Source organism: Streptomyces flaveolus, from assembly GCF_044765825.1.
Lineage (GTDB): Bacteria > Actinomycetota > Actinomycetes > Streptomycetales > Streptomycetaceae > Streptomyces > Streptomyces flaveolus.
Genome location: NZ_JBIWKU010000003.1, coordinates 371,070 through 388,855, shown reverse-complemented (window position 1 = coordinate 388,855; position 17,786 = coordinate 371,070). Strand labels below are relative to the sequence as shown.

At 72.5% G+C, this 17,786-nt stretch carries 18 protein-coding genes; 10 read left to right on the top strand and 8 right to left on the bottom strand.

The window, feature by feature from the left end; translation table 11 throughout:
• Positions 1-52: 52 nt before the first annotated feature.
• Entirely contained in the window at positions 53-751 is a 699-nt protein-coding gene (locus ACIRG6_RS11295; protein ID WP_318214263.1) for a DUF1707 SHOCT-like domain-containing protein, read from the top strand.
• A gap of 103 nt (positions 752-854) precedes the next feature.
• Positions 855-1,235, top strand: a complete 381-nt coding sequence (locus ACIRG6_RS11290) for a WhiB family transcriptional regulator (protein WP_350714380.1) — start codon at positions 855-857, stop codon at positions 1,233-1,235.
• Positions 1,236-1,474: 239 nt separating this feature from the next.
• Here the strand turns inward: ACIRG6_RS11290 and glpX are convergent, their stop codons facing one another.
• Positions 1,475-2,509, bottom strand: coding sequence for a class II fructose-bisphosphatase (gene glpX / locus ACIRG6_RS11285; protein ID WP_189228867.1), 1,035 nt, complete (start codon positions 2,507-2,509; stop codon positions 1,475-1,477).
• A 125-nt stretch (positions 2,510-2,634) separates the two neighbouring features.
• On the opposite strand from glpX, the gene ACIRG6_RS11280 reads away from it, so the two are divergent.
• Positions 2,635-3,168 (top strand): DUF4245 domain-containing protein, encoded by a 534-nt coding sequence (locus tag ACIRG6_RS11280; protein ID WP_364676017.1) that lies wholly within the window; start codon positions 2,635-2,637, stop codon positions 3,166-3,168.
• Between the two features lie 92 nt (positions 3,169-3,260).
• Here ACIRG6_RS11280 and ACIRG6_RS11275 read toward each other — a convergent pair whose 3' ends face one another.
• Entirely contained in the window at positions 3,261-3,851 is a 591-nt protein-coding gene (locus tag ACIRG6_RS11275; RefSeq protein ID WP_403322172.1) for a malonic semialdehyde reductase, read from the bottom strand.
• 238 nt (positions 3,852-4,089) lie between these two features.
• Here ACIRG6_RS11275 and ACIRG6_RS11270 point away from each other — a divergent pair, with 238 nt between their 5' ends.
• Positions 4,090-4,302: a DUF4287 domain-containing protein gene (locus ACIRG6_RS11270; protein ID WP_364676014.1), complete on the top strand. Its 213-nt coding sequence runs from the start codon at positions 4,090-4,092 to the stop codon at positions 4,300-4,302.
• Between the two features lie 35 nt (positions 4,303-4,337).
• Here the strand turns inward: ACIRG6_RS11270 and ACIRG6_RS11265 are convergent, their stop codons facing one another.
• The 3 genes from ACIRG6_RS11265 to ACIRG6_RS11255 form a co-directional block, all read right to left on the bottom strand.
• Complete coding sequence (locus ACIRG6_RS11265; protein WP_318214266.1) at positions 4,338-4,589, bottom strand: exodeoxyribonuclease VII small subunit; 252 nt, start codon at positions 4,587-4,589, stop codon at positions 4,338-4,340.
• A gap of 9 nt (positions 4,590-4,598) precedes the next feature.
• A complete protein-coding gene (gene xseA / locus ACIRG6_RS11260; RefSeq protein WP_225632165.1) occupies positions 4,599-5,807 on the bottom strand; it encodes an exodeoxyribonuclease VII large subunit in 1,209 nt (402 codons plus the stop codon).
• A 527-nt stretch (positions 5,808-6,334) separates the two neighbouring features.
• Complete coding sequence (locus ACIRG6_RS11255; protein WP_318214267.1) at positions 6,335-7,708, bottom strand: APC family permease; 1,374 nt, start codon at positions 7,706-7,708, stop codon at positions 6,335-6,337.
• A gap of 104 nt (positions 7,709-7,812) precedes the next feature.
• Here ACIRG6_RS11255 and ACIRG6_RS11250 point away from each other — a divergent pair, with 104 nt between their 5' ends.
• Positions 7,813-8,829 carry a 4-hydroxy-3-methylbut-2-enyl diphosphate reductase gene (locus ACIRG6_RS11250; RefSeq protein ID WP_318214268.1) on the top strand — a complete coding sequence of 339 codons (1,017 nt, stop codon included), beginning with the start codon at positions 7,813-7,815 and terminating at the stop codon, positions 8,827-8,829.
• Between the two features lie 55 nt (positions 8,830-8,884).
• Positions 8,885-9,625, top strand: a complete 741-nt coding sequence (gene ppgK, locus ACIRG6_RS11245) for a polyphosphate--glucose phosphotransferase (protein ID WP_403322170.1) — start codon at positions 8,885-8,887, stop codon at positions 9,623-9,625.
• 247 nt (positions 9,626-9,872) lie between these two features.
• On the opposite strand, the gene ACIRG6_RS11240 is transcribed toward ppgK, so the two are convergent.
• A complete protein-coding gene (locus ACIRG6_RS11240) occupies positions 9,873-10,499 on the bottom strand; it encodes a DUF6542 domain-containing protein (protein WP_364676006.1) in 627 nt (208 codons plus the stop codon).
• A 175-nt stretch (positions 10,500-10,674) separates the two neighbouring features.
• Here ACIRG6_RS11240 and ychF point away from each other — a divergent pair, with 175 nt between their 5' ends.
• Positions 10,675-11,763, top strand: a complete 1,089-nt coding sequence (gene ychF, locus ACIRG6_RS11235) for a redox-regulated ATPase YchF (RefSeq protein WP_239762434.1) — start codon at positions 10,675-10,677, stop codon at positions 11,761-11,763.
• A gap of 189 nt (positions 11,764-11,952) precedes the next feature.
• On the opposite strand, the gene ACIRG6_RS11230 is transcribed toward ychF, so the two are convergent.
• Both ACIRG6_RS11230 and ACIRG6_RS11225 read right to left on the bottom strand, forming a co-directional pair.
• Entirely contained in the window at positions 11,953-13,254 is a 1,302-nt protein-coding gene (locus ACIRG6_RS11230; protein ID WP_403322491.1) for a M14 family zinc carboxypeptidase, read from the bottom strand.
• Positions 13,255-13,270: 16 nt separating this feature from the next.
• The gene (locus ACIRG6_RS11225) at positions 13,271-14,230 is read right to left on the bottom strand and encodes a LysR family transcriptional regulator (protein ID WP_403322168.1); all 960 of its coding nucleotides are present in this window, start codon (positions 14,228-14,230) and stop codon (positions 13,271-13,273) included.
• Positions 14,231-14,325: 95 nt separating this feature from the next.
• Between ACIRG6_RS11225 and ACIRG6_RS11220 the strand changes: the two genes are divergently transcribed.
• From ACIRG6_RS11220 to ACIRG6_RS11210, 3 genes are all read left to right on the top strand, one after another.
• Positions 14,326-15,156, top strand: coding sequence for an oxidoreductase (locus tag ACIRG6_RS11220; RefSeq protein WP_403322166.1), 831 nt, complete (start codon positions 14,326-14,328; stop codon positions 15,154-15,156).
• Between the two features lie 229 nt (positions 15,157-15,385).
• A complete protein-coding gene (locus tag ACIRG6_RS11215) occupies positions 15,386-16,534 on the top strand; it encodes a DUF4190 domain-containing protein (RefSeq protein ID WP_403322165.1) in 1,149 nt (382 codons plus the stop codon).
• Between the two features lie 146 nt (positions 16,535-16,680).
• Positions 16,681-17,433 (top strand): GntR family transcriptional regulator, encoded by a 753-nt coding sequence (locus ACIRG6_RS11210; protein ID WP_318214274.1) that lies wholly within the window; start codon positions 16,681-16,683, stop codon positions 17,431-17,433.
• The last annotated feature ends 353 nt before the right edge of the window (positions 17,434-17,786 follow it).

The window sequence follows — 17,786 nt, the reverse complement described above, 5'->3', positions numbered from 1 at the left end:
AGGTTGTCCACACCCCTGGTCGCGATCTATCGCGTTTCGGTACGCTGCGGGCGTGGACCTTCAGAAGCACGACCGACAGCCGCAGGCGGGCACGGCGCCGCACGTCACCGAGTTGCGCGCCTCGGACGCCGACCGTGACCGCATCGCCGACATGCTGCGCGACGCCCTCGCCGAGGGGCGTCTGACCGCCGAGGAGCACGCCGAGCGCGTGGAGGGCGTGCTGGCCGCCAAGACGGTCGGCGAGCTGGACGTGTTCGTGCGCGACCTGCCCGCCGCGCACGGCGGACGGGGCGCCACCGCGGCCCCGGCCCCCGACCGCCCCACCCTCGGCGCGATCCCGGCGGACCCCGAGGAGAACGTGGTGGCGGTGTTCAGCAGCGCCGTCCGCAGGGGCCGCCGGCGCGCGAGCCGCCGTATCCACGCGTACGCGGTGTTCGGGAGCGTCGAGATCGACCTCAGCGAAGCGCTCTTCGAGCACCAGCAGGTCGTGATCAAGGCGTTCGCCGTCTTCGGCAGCGTCGACGTGCGGGTCCCGGAGAACGTGTCGCTGCGCGGCGCGGGCGGCGGCGTCCTCGGCAGCTTCGAGGTGGCCTCCCTCGACTCGACCGAGGCCGAGGCCCCCGTCATCTACGTGGACGGCTGGGCCGTGCTGGGCAGCGTCGAGGCGCGCCCCAAGCGCGGCAAACTCGTCGCGGACATCCTCGACCGGGTGCAGCGCAAGGTGGAGAAGGGTTTGCGCAAGCACGTGTAGCGCGGCGCCCGCCGCGGTGGGAAACCCAGTGCATAGGCGCGCGCACAGCGGGTAAGCCTGACGCATCGTCTCTCGCTCGCGAAGCCGTCGTCAGGAGTAGACCGTGCTGCAACCGCCGCATTCGTCCCTGCAGGTAGCTGCCGTTCCGGCCCAGCGGGTACCCGTGCGGGACAGGGACCAAGACGCTCCGTGGCACACCGAGGCGGTGTGCCGGCGCGACGAGGCCGGACTGTTCTTCGCACCCTCCAAGGAACCCACCGCCGCCCGGCTCTCCCGCGAGGAGGCGGCCAAGCGCGTGTGCGCGCGCTGCCCGGTCATGGTCGAATGCCGCGAGCACGCACTCCTGCAGCCCGAGCCCTACGGCGTCTGGGGCGGTCTCACCGCCGCCGAACGCCGAGTGGTCCTGGCCCGCCGTCGGCGCCGCGAGCTGGAGCTCCAGAAGACGACCCGCACAGCAGCGGGCCGCATAGCCGCGGCCGGCTGACCCCCGACACGGCAAAGGCGCCCCCTCCGCACAGGGGGCGCCTTTCGTCACGCCGGGCAGGACAGCTCGCCCAGGGGCGAGGGGCGGGTTTTCTCACGCCCTGGAGTCAGCCGACTCAGGGGCGCGGGGCTGTGACATGTGCGGCTCCGCCGCGCGGGCACGACCAGCCACGACACAGCCGCACCCGCCATGCGTCGGCACCCCCTCGCTTCAGAGGGCGCCCTGCGAGACCGACGGCGTCACTTCGCCCGGTCGAAATCGATCGCGCTGTACGCCCGCAGCTTGCTCAGCCGGTGCTCGGAGTCGATCCGCCGCACCGTGCCCGACTTCGACCGCATCACGATCGAGTCGGTCGTGGCCGTCTCGGACCGGTACCGCACCCCGCGCAGCAGTTCGCCGTCGGTGATGCCGGTCGCGACGAAGAAGACGTTGTCCCCGGAGACCAGGTCGTCCGTGGTCAGCACCCGGTCCAGGTCGTGCCCGGCGTCGATCGCGCGCTGCCGTTCCTCGTCGTCCTTGGGCCACAGCTTGCCCTGGATGGTGCCGCCCAGGCACTTCACGGCGCAGGCCGAGATGATGCCCTCGGGCGTGCCGCCGATGCCGAGCAGCAGGTCGATGCCGGTGCCCTCGCGCAGCGCCAGGATGGAGCCGGCCACGTCACCGTCGGAGATCAGCTTGATCCGGGCGCCTGTCTCCCGGACCTCCTTGATCAGGTCCTGGTGCCGGGGCCGGTCGAGGATGACGACCGTGACGTCCTCGGGGGTGCGGCGCTTGGCCTTGGCGACCCGGCGGATGTTCACGGACACGGGCGCGTTGATGTCGACGAAGTCGGCGGCCTCCGGCCCGGTGACCAGCTTGTCCATGTAGAACACGGCCGACGGGTCGAACATGGAGCCGCGCTCGGCGGCGGCCAGCACGGCGATCGCGTTGGTCATGCCCTTGGCGGTCAGCGTGGTCCCGTCGATCGGGTCGACGGCGATGTCGACCTCGGCCCCGGTCCCGTCCCCGACCTGCTCTCCGTTGAAGAGCATCGGGGCCTCGTCCTTCTCACCCTCGCCGATGACGACGACGCCGTTCATCGAGACGGTGGAGACGAGGGTGCGCATGGCGCGCACCGCGGCACCGTCGGCGCCGTTCTTGTCGCCGCGCCCGACCCAGCGGCCGGCGGCCATCGCCGCGGCCTCGGTGACCCGGACGAGCTCCAGGGCGAGGTTGCGGTCGGGGGCCTCTGAGGGGACGTCCAGCTCGGACGGCAGATGATGATGCTCGGTCATCGGAGCGCACCTTTCTGATACGACGACGGCCGGATGAGGGTATGAGGCGCACTCTATCGTCAGTCCGACAAAATGAGCAGGGGACCCCACGGATGAGCGGATCAGGGACCTGCGACGATAGGGGCGTGGCAGGTACGAAAGGCAAGCAGAAGACGGCCCGGGACATGATCTTCTCCCTGGGGGTCATCGTGCTCGTGGGGCTGGGCATGTGGCTCTTCATCCCGCACGACGAGGGCGAGCCCGACATCAAGCGGGTCGACTACCGGGTCGAGCTGCTCACCGCGCGCCGCGCCGCGTCGTACCCGATCGCGGCCCCCGAGGGACTGTCCAAGGACTGGAAGCCGACCTCCGTCCGGTTCCGCGGCGACGACTTCGACGCCTGGCACCTGGGCTTCCGCGCTCCCGACGGCGAGTACGTCGCGGTCGAGCAGTCCACGGAGAAGCCGGCCACCTTCATTGAGGAGGCCAGCCAGGGCGGGCGGAAGACCGACGCCACCGAGCAGATCGCCGGCCGCACGTGGACCCGCTACGAGGGCGGCCGGTACGACGCGCTGGTGCTCCAGGACGCGGACGGCGCCAAGGGAGCGACGACCGTCGTGGCGGGCACCGGGTCGTTCGAGCAGCTGGCCGACATGGCGGCGGCGCTGAAGACGGGCTGAGTCCCGGCCGGGACAGACGTACGACGAAGGCCCCCGGCTCGCTGCCGGGGGCCTTCGTCGTACGGTGACCGCGGCGCACCGCGGGCGTCGTCTCAGACGGTGGTGACGACCTGCTCGTACGACAGGCGCGGGGAGCGCGGGAACCAGGCGTCCGGGCCCGGGCGGCCGATGTTGACGACCATCAGCGGGGTGTGGTCGTCGTCCAGGAACTCCTTGCGGACGCCCTCGAAGTCGAGGCCGGTCATCGGGCCGGCGGCCAGACCGGCGGCACGGACGCCGACGATGAAGTACGCGGCCTGGAGGGCGGCGTTCAGCGTGGCGGAACCCTCACGCACGGGGCGCTCGCTGAAGAATGCGTCCTTGGCCTGCGGGAAGTGCGGGAAGAGCTCCGGCAGCTCGTCGTGGAACTCGTTGTCCGCCGACAAGATCGCGACCAGCGGAGCGGTGGCGGTCTTGGGCCGGTTGCCCTCGGCCATGTGCTGGAGCAGACGCTCGCGGGCCTCGGGGGAGCGGACCAGCGTGATGCGCAGCGGGGACTGGTTGAAGGCGGTCGGACCGTACTTGACCAGGTCGTAGATCGCCTGCACCTGCTCGTCGGTCACCGGCTCGTCGGTGAAGGTGTTGGCGGTGCGGGCCTCGCGGAACAGGAGGTCCTGGGCGGCGGGGTCAAGAACGAGAGACATACGTGAACTTCCTCGGGATGTGCGTCGGCCACGTGGTTCGGCACGGAAGCCGTTGACGGGGACGACGCTACGCGAAAGAAGTTCAAGCTTCAACCAATAGGGGAGTGGAGTGATCCGCTTCACGTGATCAGGGATCGAAGAGTGACGCAGGTCACGAACGGTGGGCGATCATTTCGCGCGCCGGCCGCCGTCCTACCAGGCGACAGACCGCCAATCGCACCGATGGGACCGCGCCGACATGACCAGCACCGTGAAGGGCCCCGCCTCCTACTTCCCGTCGATCGAGAAGAAGTACGGCCGGCCGGTCGCGGAGTGGAAGGAACTGATCCGCTCCTCGCCGCTCAGCAAGCACATGGAACTCGTCGCCTGGCTCAAGACCGAGCACGGACTGGGCCACGGACACGCCAACGCGCTCGTCGCGCACACGCTCGCCGAGGACAGCGGGAAGTAGAGGAGAGGGCGAGAAGCGGGGGGAGCGGGAGGGGGCTACGCGTCCCCGCCCTCGTCCCCCGCCCCGGTCTCCTCGGCCAGCGCCGCGTCCAGGCGGGCCCGGGCGCCCTCCAGCCACCGCCGGCACACCTTCGCCAGCTCCTCGCCCCGCTCCCACAGGGCGAGGGACTCCTCCAGGGTCGTACCGCCGGCCTCCAGCCGCCGTACGACCTCGATCAGCTCGTCCCGCGCCTGCTCGTATCCGAGCGCCTCGGACACGGCCGCCGGCTGCTCCACCTCGCTGGTCATCCACCCACCCTATGCGTCGACTCGTACGGAGAAATCACCCTCGGAGACACGGGCGCGCAGCGTCTCGCCCGGCTCCACCTCGCCCGGGTCCCGCACCGCGTGGCCGTCGGCCCGTTGCAGCACGGCGTACCCGCGCTTGAGGGTCGCGGCGGGGGAGAGGGCCACCACGCGTGCGTGCGTGTGCGTCAGCTCGGAGTCGGCCCGGTCGAGCTGGTGCCGCAGCGAGCGGCGTCCCCGCTCCAGCAGGGCCGTCACCTGCTCGGCCCGCTCGTCGATCATCCGGTGCGGGTCCTGTATCGCCGGCCGGGCCAGCGCGTGGGCCAGCCCTCGCTCCTCGCGGTCGACGAACGCCGCCACACAGCGCCGCGCGCGGTCCCGCAGCTGCCGCACCCGCTCGTACTCCTCGCCGACGTCCGGTACGACCTTCTTCGCGGCGTCGGTCGGCGTGGAGGCGCGCAGGTCGGCGACGAGGTCCAGCAGGGGACTGTCCGGCTCGTGCCCGATCGCCGAGACGACCGGCGTACGGCAGGCGGCGACCGCCCGGACCAGCTGCTCGTCGGAGAACGGCAGCAGGTCCTCCACGCTGCCGCCGCCGCGCGCGACGACGATCACGTCCACGTCGTCCCTCGCGTCCAGCTCCTTCACCGCCTGCACCACCTGCGGCACGGCGTGCACGCCCTGCACGGGGACGTTGCGCACCTCGAAGCGGACGGCGGGCCAGCGGTGCCGGGCGTTCTCCAGCACGTCCCGCTCGGCCGCGGAGGCTCGCCCGCAGACGAGGCCGATCAGCTGCGGCAGGAAGGGCAGCGGCTTCTTCCGTTCCGGCGCGAACAGTCCCTCGCGGGCGAGCGACTTCTTCAGCTGCTCCAGCCGCGCGAGCAGCTCCCCGACGCCGACCGGCTTGATCTCGGCGGCCCGCAACGACAGCTGGCCCCGCGGCGCGTACCACTCCGGCTTGGCGTGCACGACCACGCGGGCGCCCTCGCCGACCACGTCCGCCACCGCGTCGAAGACCTGGCGGTAGCAGGTCACGCTCACGGAGATGTCGTACGACGGGTCGCGCAGCGTCAGGAACACCACCCCGGCGCCCGGCCGCCGCGACAACTGCGTGATCTGCCCCTCGACCCACACCGCGCCGAGCCGGTCGATCCAGCCCCCGATCAGCCGTGACACCTCGCCGACGGGCAGGGGAGCTTCGGGAGACGTGTTCGCAGCCATGCGCCCGAGCGTAACGGCCACGTACGACAACGCTCCCCGCCCTGACACACCCGCGGCGCCGACCGTCCCGCCCATGCGCAACCGGACGGTGCCGCCCGCGGGGCCCCCACCGCTCCGGTCCGGACCGGAGCCCGGGCCGACCTTTCCCGCCGCACTCCGGAGCCGGGCCACGCCGGGGTGACCGTTTCACCCTGCGCAAGCCGACGGTGCGGCCGGGCCGAGGCGACCGTGCCCGCTGCCTGTGCCGCGCTCCGGAGCGGGGCCGCGCGGGGGTGAGGGGTCCGCCCCTGCGCAGGCCGGCGGTGCGGCCCGCGCCTGCCGCTTCCGGCTGCGTTGCGGGGCCGGGCCGGGGTGAGGGTTCCGCCCCCGCGCAGGCCGGCGGTGCGGCCGGGCTGAGGCGACCGTGCCTGCCGCCGCCGGCCGCGTTCCGGACCCGGGGCCACGCCCGTGGTGACCGTTCCGTCCCGCGCCGGGGGCCGCTCCACCGCCTCGCCCGGCGGCCCCCCCCCGTGCGCCGAGGCCGGCCCTCACGTCCCCGCCCGACTCCTCCGCGGCCCCTGCACCGCCAGGACCACCAGGCCGATCGCCAGCCAGATCGCCCCCACCACCTGCGCGGTCCCCGACGCCTCCACGATCACCGCGATCGTGATGGCCGCGCCGAGCACCGGCACCAGCACATGGCGCCACCAGCTCACCGGACCCCCGCGGCGCCGGACCGCGAACCAGCCCACCACGCTCGCGTGCAGCAGCGTGAACGCGGTCAGCGCGCCGACGTCGACCACCGACACCAGATGGTCGAGGCCGTCGTCCCGCCGTGCCGCCCACACCGCCGCCACCAGCGTGATCACGGCCGCGACCAGCAGCGCCACCCGCGGCACGCCGGCGTCCGTGCGCGACAGCGCCCCCGGCAGCCGCCGGTCGCGGCCCATCGCGAACAGCAGCCGCCCGGCCGCCGCCTGCCCGGCCAGCGCCGCGAACGCCGCACCGATCGCCTTGCTCACCGCCACCAGGTCGTGCAGCCACGTCCCCACGGACGAGTCCACCGCGTCGTAGAACGCCGACCCCTGACGACCCGGATCCGCCGCCAGCCGCGCCGACGTCACCGGCTCCAGCAGCGCCACCAGATACGTCTGCGCCACGAACAGCACGCCCGCCAGCGCCAGGCAGAACAGCAGCGCCCGCGCCACCTTCGCCGACCCGCCGGTGACCTCCTCCGCGAACGTCGCGATCGCGTCGAAGCCCAGATACGACAGCACCGCCACCGACACCGCGCCGACCACCGCCGACAGCGCGAACGCCCCCTGCGTGCCGTCCCCGGACAGCGGCGACAGCCAGCCCCGCTCGGCGCCGTCGCGCGCGAGGACCACGATCGCCGATGCCACGAACACCAGCAGGACCGCGATCTCCAGGGCGAGAACCAGGAAGCCCACCCGGGCCGCCGTCCGCACCCCCCACAGGTTCAGCGCCGTCGTGACGACCACCGCGAGCGCCGTCCACACCCACCGCGACACCTCCGGGACCAGCGCCTCCATGGCGATACCGGAGAACAGATAGGCCACCGCCGGGATGAGGACGTAGTCCAGCATCGCCATCCACCCGGCGATGAACCCGGCCCCGTTGCCGAGCGCCGCGCGCGCGTAGGCGAACACCGACCCCGCCTGGGGGACCACCCGCACCATCTGGGCGTAACTGAAGGCGGTGAACGCCATCGCGACCGTGGCGACGACGTAGACGAGGGCGACCGCGCCGTGCGACTTGGCGTCCAGCGTGCCGAAGACGCCGACCGGCGCCATGGGCGCGATGAACAGCAGCCCGTAGACCACCAGGTCCCGGAAGCCCAGGCTGCGCCTCAGCTCCTGTTCCTCACCGGCCCCGGGGGCCTTCGTACCGGACTCGGACATCGTGCCTCCGCCAGCGCATCGGACTGTGCCTCGGAACGTTCCCGTCAGTGTCCCCGCCGATACCGCGCCCACGCGATCTTTGACCCGCCGAACGCGGCCTTACGATGGGTGCCATGACCGCTTCGCCTGGCCGCCGTGTCCTGCTCGCCGCCCCCCGTGGTTACTGCGCGGGTGTGGACCGCGCCGTGATCGCCGTCGAGAAGGCCCTGGAGCAGTACGGGGCCCCCGTCTACGTCCGGCACGAGATCGTCCACAACAAGTACGTCGTGCAGACCCTCGAGAAGAAGGGCGCGATCTTCGTCGAGCAGACGGAGGAGGTCCCGCCGGGGAACATCGTCATGTTCTCCGCGCACGGCGTGGCCCCCGTCGTCCACGAGGAGGCCGAACGCGGCCGGCTCGCCACCATCGACGCCACCTGCCCGCTCGTCACCAAGGTGCACAAGGAAGCCGTCCGCTTCGCCAACGACGACTACGACATCCTCCTGATCGGCCACGAGGGCCACGAGGAGGTCATCGGCACCTCCGGCGAGGCCCCGGACCACATCCAGCTCGTCGACGGCCCCGAGGACGTCGCCAAGGTGGAGGTCCGCGACCCGTCGAAGGTCGTGTGGCTGTCGCAGACCACCCTCTCCGTCGACGAGACCATGGAGACCGTCGACGCGCTCAAGGACAAGTTCCCGCAGCTCATCTCCCCGCCGAGCGACGACATCTGCTACGCCACGCAGAACCGCCAGCTCGCGGTCAAGCAGATGGGCGCCGAGGCCGACCTGGTGATCGTCGTCGGCTCCCGCAACTCCTCCAACTCCAAGCGCCTGGTCGAGGTCGCCAAGCAGGCCGGCGCGCGCGCCGCCCACCTGGTGGACTTCGCCGACGAGATCGACGAGGCCTGGCTGGAGGGCGTGACCACGGTCGGCGTCACCTCCGGCGCGTCCGTCCCGGACGTCCTGGTCGAGCAGGTCCTGGAGTGGCTGTCGCCGCGCGGCTTCGAGGACGTGGAGATCGTCAAGGCCGCCGAGGAGTCGATCACCTTCTCGCTGCCCAAGGAGCTCCGCCGCGACCTGCGCGAGGAGGCCGCCGCGCTGGTGGCCGAGCGGGGCGGCGCCGGTACGGCAGGGGCGTGACCGCCGGGAACACGCCCCCCGCGTGACGGTCGGTGGCCCGTCGTAACGTGGAGCCATGCAGATCTTCGGCGTGGACATCGGCGGATCCGGGATCAAGGGCGCCCCTGTGGACCTCGACAGGGGCGACCTGGCCCAGGAGCGCTGCAAGGTGCTCACCCCGCACCCGGCCACCCCCGACGGGGTGGCCGACGGGGTGAAGCAGGTCGTCGACCACTTCGGCTGGACCGGCCCGGTCGGACTCACCTTCCCGGGCGTCGTCACCGGCGGCGCCACGGTGCGTACGGCGGCCAACGTCGACAAGAGCTGGGTCGACACGGACGCGCGTGCCCTGTTCAGCGAGCGGCTCGGCGGACTGGACGTCACGGTCGTCAACGACGCGGACGCGGCCGGCGTGGCCGAGATGAACTTCGGCGCCGGGCGCGGACGGCAGGGCACGGTCGTCCTGCTCACCTTCGGCACGGGCATCGGCAGCGCCGTCTTCACCGACGGCGTCCTCGTCCCCAACAGCGAGCTGGGCCACCTCGAGCTGGAGGGCCACGACGCGGAGAAGCGGGCCTCCAGCAAGGTCAAGGACGACCACGACCTGTCGTGGGAGCAGTGGGCCCAGCGGGTGCGGAAGTACCTCGCCCATGTCGAGATGCTGTTCTCGCCCCAGCTGTTCATCATCGGCGGCGGGGTCAGCCGCAAGTCCCACAAGTTCCTGCACTACCTCGAGGGCATCCAGGCGGAGATCGTCCCGGCGCAGTTGCAGAACAACGCGGGCATCGTGGGAGCGGCGATGCGCGCGGCGGGCTGAACGGACGGCACGGCCCCGGGCCGGTGCGCACCGGGAGGCACGGCGCACCGGCCGCGCTCCCTCGTACGGAGGCCGGCGCGGCGCAGGGCCGCACGCCTCCCGACCTTCGTGCGGAGGGCCGACGCGGCACCCCTGCCACCTCGCGCACCTGGCCACGTCTCGCCCTCGTGCCGAGGCCGCCGCGGCACCCCGGCCGCACCCCTCGTCGCACGGCGCCTGTCACGGCGCGGCTGTGGCGCCGCACCCCTCACGAGGCCGTCGACCGGTTCCGGGCGGCAGCGGCCCGGCGGCGCACCAGCCGGATCCGCCGGGCGAGCACGATCGACCCGGCGACCAGCGTCCCGCCGTACAGCCAGCCGGCCTCGGTGGCCAGCGCGGTAACGAGCCCCATCAGCCGCCCGCCGACACCACCGTCACCGCGGTCGGCGACGGTCGACAGACCCGCCGCGAAGGAGATCGGCACGACGACGGGCGCGATCAGCAGGTCGCCCCTGCGCACCCAGAACGCCGTGAGCACGCACACCGGCAGGAACAGCACGCCGTACACCGTCAGGGACCCGCCGACCAGCACCTGGTCGAGGAACCCGAGCACGACCATCACCGCCGCGCAGAACAGGCCGCTGCCGAGCCCGGTCAGCCGGGGATTGGGCGTCGCGCGCACCCGCCGCAGGACCCGCAGCACCAGCGGCGCCGACGCCCCCGCCCCGGGCCGGGACCCCGCCGCCGGACGACGCGGCCCGCGCCCCGCGCCCGGCAGGACGGGCCGGACCGGCGGTCTCGCCGCCTCGCCGCCGGCACCCCGCCCCTGCGGGGGCAACGGCGTCCGGCCCCGTCGCGGTCCGTACTGCGCAGGTCGCGTCCCGTGTTGCTCCACTGGACCAACTTAGGTCGGTTTATGTGCCGAATAGCCCGACAGACACGCCGTGGGGCGATGCCTGGCCAAGCGTTCGACGCCCGGCGTGGCCGTTACCGGACACCCCGTAGACTGGTGGATCGGCCCAGTCTGGCCTGCCCCGCCCTCCGCATCCTCACGTACGGGAAGTCGCAACGTGTCGCTCACGATCGGAATCGTCGGTCTGCCGAATGTCGGCAAGTCGACCCTGTTCAACGCCCTGACCAAGAACGACGTGCTCGCGGCCAACTACCCGTTCGCCACGATCGAGCCCAACGTCGGCGTCGTGGGCGTCCCCGACCCCCGTCTGACGAAACTGGCCGAGATCTTCTCCTCCGAGAAGATCCTCCCGGCGACGGTCGACTTCGTCGACATCGCGGGCATCGTGCGCGGCGCGAGCGAGGGCGAGGGCCTGGGCAACAAGTTCCTGGCGAACATCCGCGAGTCCGACGCGATCTGCCAGGTCATCCGTGCCTTCAAGGACGAGAACGTCGTCCACGTCGACGGCAAGGTCTCGCCCAAGGACGACATCGAGACGATCAACACCGAGCTGATCCTCGCCGACCTGCAGACCATCGAGAAGGTCCTCCCGCGCCTCCAGAAGGAGTCGCGGATCAAGAAGGACGTCGCGCCGAAGGTCAAGGCGGTCGAGGAGGCCAAGGAGATCCTGGAGAAGGGCGACACCCTCTTCGCCCACGGCATCGTCCAGGGCAGCGAGCGCGCCGAGCTCCTCCACGACCTGCACCTGCTCACCACCAAGCCCTTCCTCTACGTCTTCAACGTCGACGAGGACGAGCTCACCGACGAGGACTTCAAGAACGAGCAGCGCGCGCTGGTCGCCCCCGCCGAGGCGATCTTCCTCAACGCCAAGCTGGAGGCGGACCTCGCCGAGCTGGAGGAGGACGAGGCCCTGGAGCTCCTCCAGTCCGTCGGCCAGGACGAGCCCGGCCTGGCCACCCTCGCCCACGTCGGCTTCCGCACCCTCGGCCTGCAGACCTACCTGACGGCCGGCCCCAAGGAATCCCGCGCCTGGACCATCAAGAAGGGCGCCACCGCCCCCGAGGCCGCCGGTGTCATCCACACCGACTTCCAGAAGGGCTTCATCAAGGCCGAGGTCATCTCCTTCGAGGACCTGGTCGAGACGGGCTCGGTGACGGAGGCCCGCGCGAAGGGCAAGGCGCGCATGGAGGGCAAGGACTACGTGATGCAGGACGGCGACGTGGTGGAGTTCCGCTTCAACGTCTGAGTAAGCCTTCAGAGGCCCCCTGACCTGCGGCGACGCGAGTCAGGGGGCCTTGCCGTCCGCATCAGTCCGCGCGATGCTGCGACCAGTGCGTGTCGGTGCCGACCGTCGAATCCGGACGGGATCCGGTAAGCGTGGACGTGCAGCTCCCAGGGGACCTGACCAATGCCCTCGCGTGCAGGGCCGGTCTGCTCAGCGCAGTGCAGCCTCCGCTGCCGCCACGACCGTGCGGGCCTGGTGTTCCACCTGGTGGCGCACGGGAACCCAGCGCAGGCGCAGGGCCTTCTCGAAGTCCGCGCACCACGTAGTGAAGAGCCCTTGCATCTCGCGGTACAGCTCCGGGGCGGCGGGGTGGGCCGCCTCGTCCAGCAGGCGCAGCAGCAGGCCTGCCGCGCGCAGCGGTTGCCGGCGGGCCACGACGTCCAGGGCGGAGACCCGGGCCGTCGTCAGGTGCCGCGGATCGTCGGGGCCGGTTGCCTCGGCCGCCTGCCGGGCGAGTGGTTCCCAGGAGTCGGCGACCAGGTCGTAGAGGTCGTCGGCCATCCACTCCAGCACGCGTCGTGGCGCGTTGTCCGCGGCCGGCGGCAGGAAGCCCCGCGCCTTGTCGAGGAGGGCCGTCACCTGCCGTCCGCCCTCCCGTACCAGCGCGGACAGGTCGCGCAGTACGCGGGTGGCTTGCGGGTGGGGAGAAAGGTCGTCGGCCAGGTCGGTCGCCCACATGGGCACTTCGATGATCGCGGTGGCGCCGCCGTACCGCTGAGGAGCGCACCAGGTGGACAGGCCGATGTTCTCGGACCCGGCCGCCGGCCGGTCGGTGCCGTCCGGCGGAGGCAGGACGTACACGCCGGGGCCGGGGTTCTCCCAGTAAAGGGCGTCGTACGTGCCGTGCTGCACCGGGATGCCGAGGGCGCGGGCGGAGGTCTGGAAGGGGGCGGCGAGGCCGGGGAGGTCGCCGGTCAGCTGGATCCAGCTGCCGCCCGCTTCGACGTTGTGCAGGGAGCACTGCAGGAACGGCCGCTGCTCGTCGATCACGTCGAACAGCGCGCGGCTCTCCGGGAGCTGCCGCGAGACGATCGGTGCCCATTCCGGCTGTTCCGCCGCGACCGGGCGGAAGGCGGCGCGGTAATAGCCGTCCAGGGTGGGGCAGGGGCCGGCCGTCGCCGCTTCGAGTCCCTCGCTCAGCGCGGCACCGTCCGGGTCAAGGCACAGGATGATGTCCCAGGTGACCAGGGCGGGGTCGGTCGCCGTGGACAGCCGGTCGCCGCGTGCCGCATGCTCCGCCAGCGCGAGCGCGGTCACGCCGCCGACCGGCTCGTCGGGGTGCGGCCGGGCGACCACCAGGACGTGACGCGGCCCGTGCCCCACGGACAGCATCAGGAGCGGCCGGCCCGCGCGGGACGTCCCGATCCGGCGCAGGCGGGCGACGCCGGGGAACCGGGCGGTCAGCCGCCGCGCCGCCTCGGTGACTTCGGGGACCGTGAGGTAGCGGTCCAGGCGTTCCGGGCGGCCGTCATCCACGGGCGATCACCTGTCGGCACGCCTCCACGTACCCCTGTACCAGCGGGCGGTCCTCGTCCTCCCGGCGCCAGGCGAGCGCGTAGCGGCCGGGGCTCAGCCCGCGGACCGGGCGGGTGGTGACGCCGCCCAGGGTGATCAGCGGGGCGTTGCCCGTGGCGACGAGGCAGATGCCGAGGCCGGCGACGAGGGCCTCGTAGGTCTCCTCCGTGCCGGCGATCTCCGCGCCGATGCGCGGTGGGCGGCCGGTGCCTCCGGCCGGGCCGCCCCGTTCGTCGAGGCCGCGCAGTTCGTCAAGGCCGCGCCGTTCGTCCAGCGCCAGCCAGAAGTCGCGCAGGACGCCCGCCTCCGGCGGCAGGGCGAGGAACGGCTCGTCGGCCAGGTCCGCGAAGTCGACCTCGGCGCGGGCCGCGAGCGGATGGGTGTCGGGGAGGGCGACCAGGCGGGGCTCCTCGGCGACCGTGGTCCAGGCGTAGCGGTCGGCGTCGGGCAGCGGCAGCCACACGAAGGCGACGTCGGCCGTGCCGTCGGCCAGGCCCGCCGTCGGGTCGTGCCAGCTCAGCTGCCGCAGCCGGGGCAGTGCCTCCGGGTGGGCCGCCGTGAAACGGGAGCGGATCGCCGGCAGCAGGCCACCGCGTCCGGGGCTGGTGCTCATGCCGACCACCAGGGTGCCGCGCCGCGCCGCCTGTGCCGCCCGCACCGCCGCCGCGCCCTCGGTCCAGCCGGCCAGCACCCGCCGGGCGTGCGGCAGCAGTGCGGTGCCCGCCTCGGTGAGCGTCACACCGCGCGGCTCGCGCCGGAACAGTTCGGCGCCCAACTGCCGCTCCAGCGCCCGGATCTGCTTGCTCAGCGCCGGCTGGGACACGTACAGCCGCTCGGCCGCCCGCGTGAAGTGCAGTTCCTCGGCCACCGCCGCGAAGTAGCGCAGCTCCCGCACATGCACGTCCGTCGTCATGTCCGTTGGCTATCACTGTGGGTCTTGGACGGGCAACCGGCTTTTCCAGCAGGGTGGTTGGCGGTTGCAGACGGACGAACGGTCAGGGAGTCGGCATGAACAAGGTGTGGCTGATCACGGGTGCGAGCAGCGGCTTCGGGCGGGCGATCGCCGCGGCGGCCCTTGCCGAGGGTGATGTGGTCGTCGGCGCGGCACGGCGGCCCGAGGGGCTCGACGACCTGGTGGTCGCCCACCCCGACCAGATGGAGGCAGTGCGCCTGGACGTCGCCGACACGGCCGCCGCCGAGGCCGCCGTACGGGACGTGGTGGAGCGGCACGGGCGGATCGACGTGCTGGTCAACAACGCGGGCCGCACGCACGTCGGCGCCTTCGAGGAGACGGGCGAGGACGAGCTGCGTGCCCTGTTCGACGTGCACGTCTTCGGGCCGGCCGCGCTGACGCGGGCCGTGCTGCCGCACATGCGCGGGCGGCGCTCGGGCGCGATCGTGCAGATGAGCAGCATGGGCGGCCAGATGTCCTTCGCGGGCTTCTCGGCGTACAGCGCGACGAAGTTCGCGCTGGAGGGCATGAGCGAGGGACTCGCGGACGAGGTGCGGGAGTTCGGGATCAAGGTGCTGATCGTGGAGCCGGGCGCCTTCCGCACCGGCCTGTTCGCGAGCGGCACGGCCGGGCTCAGCGCCGACAGCGGTGTGTACGCCAAGGTGAGCGAGACCCGCGGGCTCGTCACCGGCGGTGACGGCAGCCAGCCCGGCGATCCGGCCAAGGCGGCGGCACTCGTCCTCGCCGCGCTGGCGGCCGACGACACCCCGCTGCGGCTGCCGCTCGGCGACGACGGTGTCAGCGCGGTCCTCGGCCACCTGGACCAGGTCCGGGCGGACGTGACGGCGTGGGAGAAGCGCACCAGGGCCACGGACTTCGACGACTGAGGCACACGCCGGCCGGGGACCCCCTCCCGGGTCCCTCTCCGCCCCCCCTCGCGGACCGTCCTTCCGGACCGCCGTACCCGATCTCGCGTACGCCCCCGACCCCGATCTCGCGTACGCCCCCGACCGGCACGCGCATACGATGCGCTCAGTCACGCGGCCGTGCGTTCCGGGCGGTCGCTCTCACTCGCGGAGCCTCCGCGTCGCCGCACGGATCAGGAGCACGGCACCCGTGTCCATACCGCCGCCCCCCGGTCCCCAAGGGCCTTACCCCCAGGGGCCGTACGCCCCGCAGCAGCCTCCACCGGTCTGGGGCGGGCCCTACGGGGCGTACCCGCGGCAGGCACCCGTCAACGGCGTGGCCATCGCGGCGCTCGTCCTCGGCGTGCTCTGTTTCGTACCCGCGGTCGGACTCGTGCTGGGCCTGGTCGCCCTGCGCCAGATCAGGAGGAAGGGCGAGCGGGGCAAGGGGCTCGCGGTGGCCGGTTCCGTGCTCTCCTCCGTGGGTCTCGCCCTGTGGGTGCTGTCGCTCTCCACGGGTGCCGCCGCCGACCTCTGGCAGGGCTTCAGAGAGGCCGCACGGGGCGAGGGCACCGCGTACGCGCTCTCCGAGGGCCAGTGCTTCACCACGCCCAGCGGATCCCTGCAAGGGGTCACCTACGACGTCGACGTGGTGCCCTGCGAGAAGGAACACGACGGTGAGGTGTTCGCCGTGTTCGATCTGCCCGGCGGCTCCTACCCCGGCGACGACGAGATCACCCGGTCCGCCGACGACCGGTGCTACGCGTTCCAGGACACCTACGCCATGGACCGCTGGGCCCTGCCCGCCGACGTCGACGTGTACTACCTGGCGCCGACCCGGCAGAGCTGGCGCGCGGGCGACCGGGAGATCACCTGCCTGTTCGGCAACACGGACGAGCAGGGCACGCTCACCGGTTCGCTGCGCAACGACGCCAGGACGCTCGACCCGCACCAGGTCACCTATCTGACGGGGGAGGGCGCCCTCAACCGGGCCATGGACGAGGTGCCCGAGGCGGAAGCCGTCGAGGACGACTTCCCGGCGTACGGGGTCTGGGCGGGGCAGGTGTCGGAGGCGCTGCGCCACGAGCTGTGGGTCCTGCGCCGGCACGACTGGCCCGCCGCGTCCGAACGGCAGGTCGCGGCCCTGATCGAGGACCTGGACACGGCACAGGAGGAGTGGGGCGAGGCGGCCAGGGCCACCGACGTCGACACGTACTACGAGCACTACGACAAGGGTTTCGATCTCATCGAGGCCGACACGACGGTCACCGCACGCAAGGCCCTGGGACTGCCCACGACGCCGCCGGACTACGGGACGGGCGGCGCCGACGGGGGAGACGGCACCGGCATGGAGGTGTGAGGGCGTCCCCAGCGGGGAGAAAGTGCCTGCGTGAAGCCCTCGACGGCACACGTCATCACTTCGAGTGAATCTCTGGCCTGCGCTTGCCTGGCACAACCTACGGTTGCCACGCTGTTGCTGTCTGTACAACCTGATGGGAGCGGCCAGTGACATTCGGTGAGCAGCCGGCGTACCTGCGTGTCGCGGGTGATCTCCGCAAGAAGATCGTCGACGGCCTGCTGGCGCCGCACACCCGCCTCCCCTCCCAAGCCAGGATCCGCGAGGAGTACGGCGTCTCGGACACCGTCGCCCTGGAGGCGCGCAAGGTGCTCATGGCCGAAGGGCTGGTCGAGGGCCGCTCGGGGTCCGGCACCTATGTGCGCGAGCGGCCCGAGCCCCGGCGCATCGCCCGCTCCGGGTACCGGCCGGCCGGCGGTGCCACGCCCTTCCGGCAGGAGCAGGCCGACGCCGGGTCCCGCGGCACGTGGGAATCCCGCAGCGAGCAGGCCGAGGCGAGCGGTGCCGTCGCCGAGCGGCTCGGGATCAAGCCCGGGGACCGGGTGATGTGCACGCGGTACGTCTTCCGGGAGGGCGGCGAGGCGATGATGCTCTCCACCTCCTGGGAGCCGCTCGACCTCACCGGCCGCACGCCCGTGATGCTGCCCGAGGAGGGCCCGCTCGGCGGCATGGGCGTCGTCGAGCGGATGGCCGCCATCGACGTCGTCGTGGACAACGTCACCGAGGAGGTGGGCGCCCGCCCCGGCCTCGCCGAGGAGCTGCTCGCCCTGGGCGGTGTCCCCGGGCACGTGGTGCTGGTCGTCCGGCGCACCTTCTACGCCTCGGGCCGCGCGGTCGAGACGGCCGACGTGGTCGTCCCGGCCGACCGGTACCGGGTGGCGTACCACCTGCCCGTCAAGTAGGGCCCCGGGCCCGTCTGCGGCGGACGTCCGCCGTCAACCGGGCCCGCCGCTCTGTGAGATGGCGCACGCCTCCGTGCGCCTCTCGCGCCCCCTCACCCGCGTGAGTACCGCGCCCGCAGCCCCCTTCCGCGTCCCCCGGTACCGCCCCGCACCGCGGAAATCCCGTCGTTCTCGCAGGTCGCCTCCGTCGTGCCGCGTACGCCCCCCGACCGGAAGCATCGGTGGCCCAGGACGGCGCATCGGGCATCGTGCGCCCCCTGCGTTCTGGCTGGTTGCGTACCTCTTTGTGAAAAGCCGTATTCGGTGCGTGAAGGTTAGGCGTAGGGTCGGGCATATGCGGATTGCGGTTTCCT

Bases quoted from the DNA above. Each gene is read 5' to 3' on its own strand.
- glpX (WP_189228867.1), bottom strand. From the start codon at position 2,509: ATGACCGAGCATCATCATCTGCCGTCCGAGCTGGACGTCCCCTCAGAG.
- ACIRG6_RS11275 (WP_403322172.1), bottom strand. From the start codon at position 3,851: ATGTCTCTCGTTCTTGACCCCGCCGCCCAGGACCTCCTGTTCCGCGAG.
- ACIRG6_RS11270 (WP_364676014.1), top strand. From the start codon at position 4,090: ATGACCAGCACCGTGAAGGGCCCCGCCTCCTACTTCCCGTCGATCGAG.
- ACIRG6_RS11265 (WP_318214266.1), bottom strand. From the start codon at position 4,589: ATGACCAGCGAGGTGGAGCAGCCGGCGGCCGTGTCCGAGGCGCTCGGA.
- xseA (WP_225632165.1), bottom strand. From the start codon at position 5,807: ATGGCTGCGAACACGTCTCCCGAAGCTCCCCTGCCCGTCGGCGAGGTG.
- ACIRG6_RS11255 (WP_318214267.1), bottom strand. From the start codon at position 7,708: ATGTCCGAGTCCGGTACGAAGGCCCCCGGGGCCGGTGAGGAACAGGAG.
- ACIRG6_RS11250 (WP_318214268.1), top strand. From the start codon at position 7,813: ATGGGTGCCATGACCGCTTCGCCTGGCCGCCGTGTCCTGCTCGCCGCC.
- ppgK (WP_403322170.1), top strand. From the start codon at position 8,885: ATGCAGATCTTCGGCGTGGACATCGGCGGATCCGGGATCAAGGGCGCC.
- ACIRG6_RS11225 (WP_403322168.1), bottom strand. From the start codon at position 14,230: ATGACGACGGACGTGCATGTGCGGGAGCTGCGCTACTTCGCGGCGGTG.
- ACIRG6_RS11220 (WP_403322166.1), top strand. From the start codon at position 14,326: ATGAACAAGGTGTGGCTGATCACGGGTGCGAGCAGCGGCTTCGGGCGG.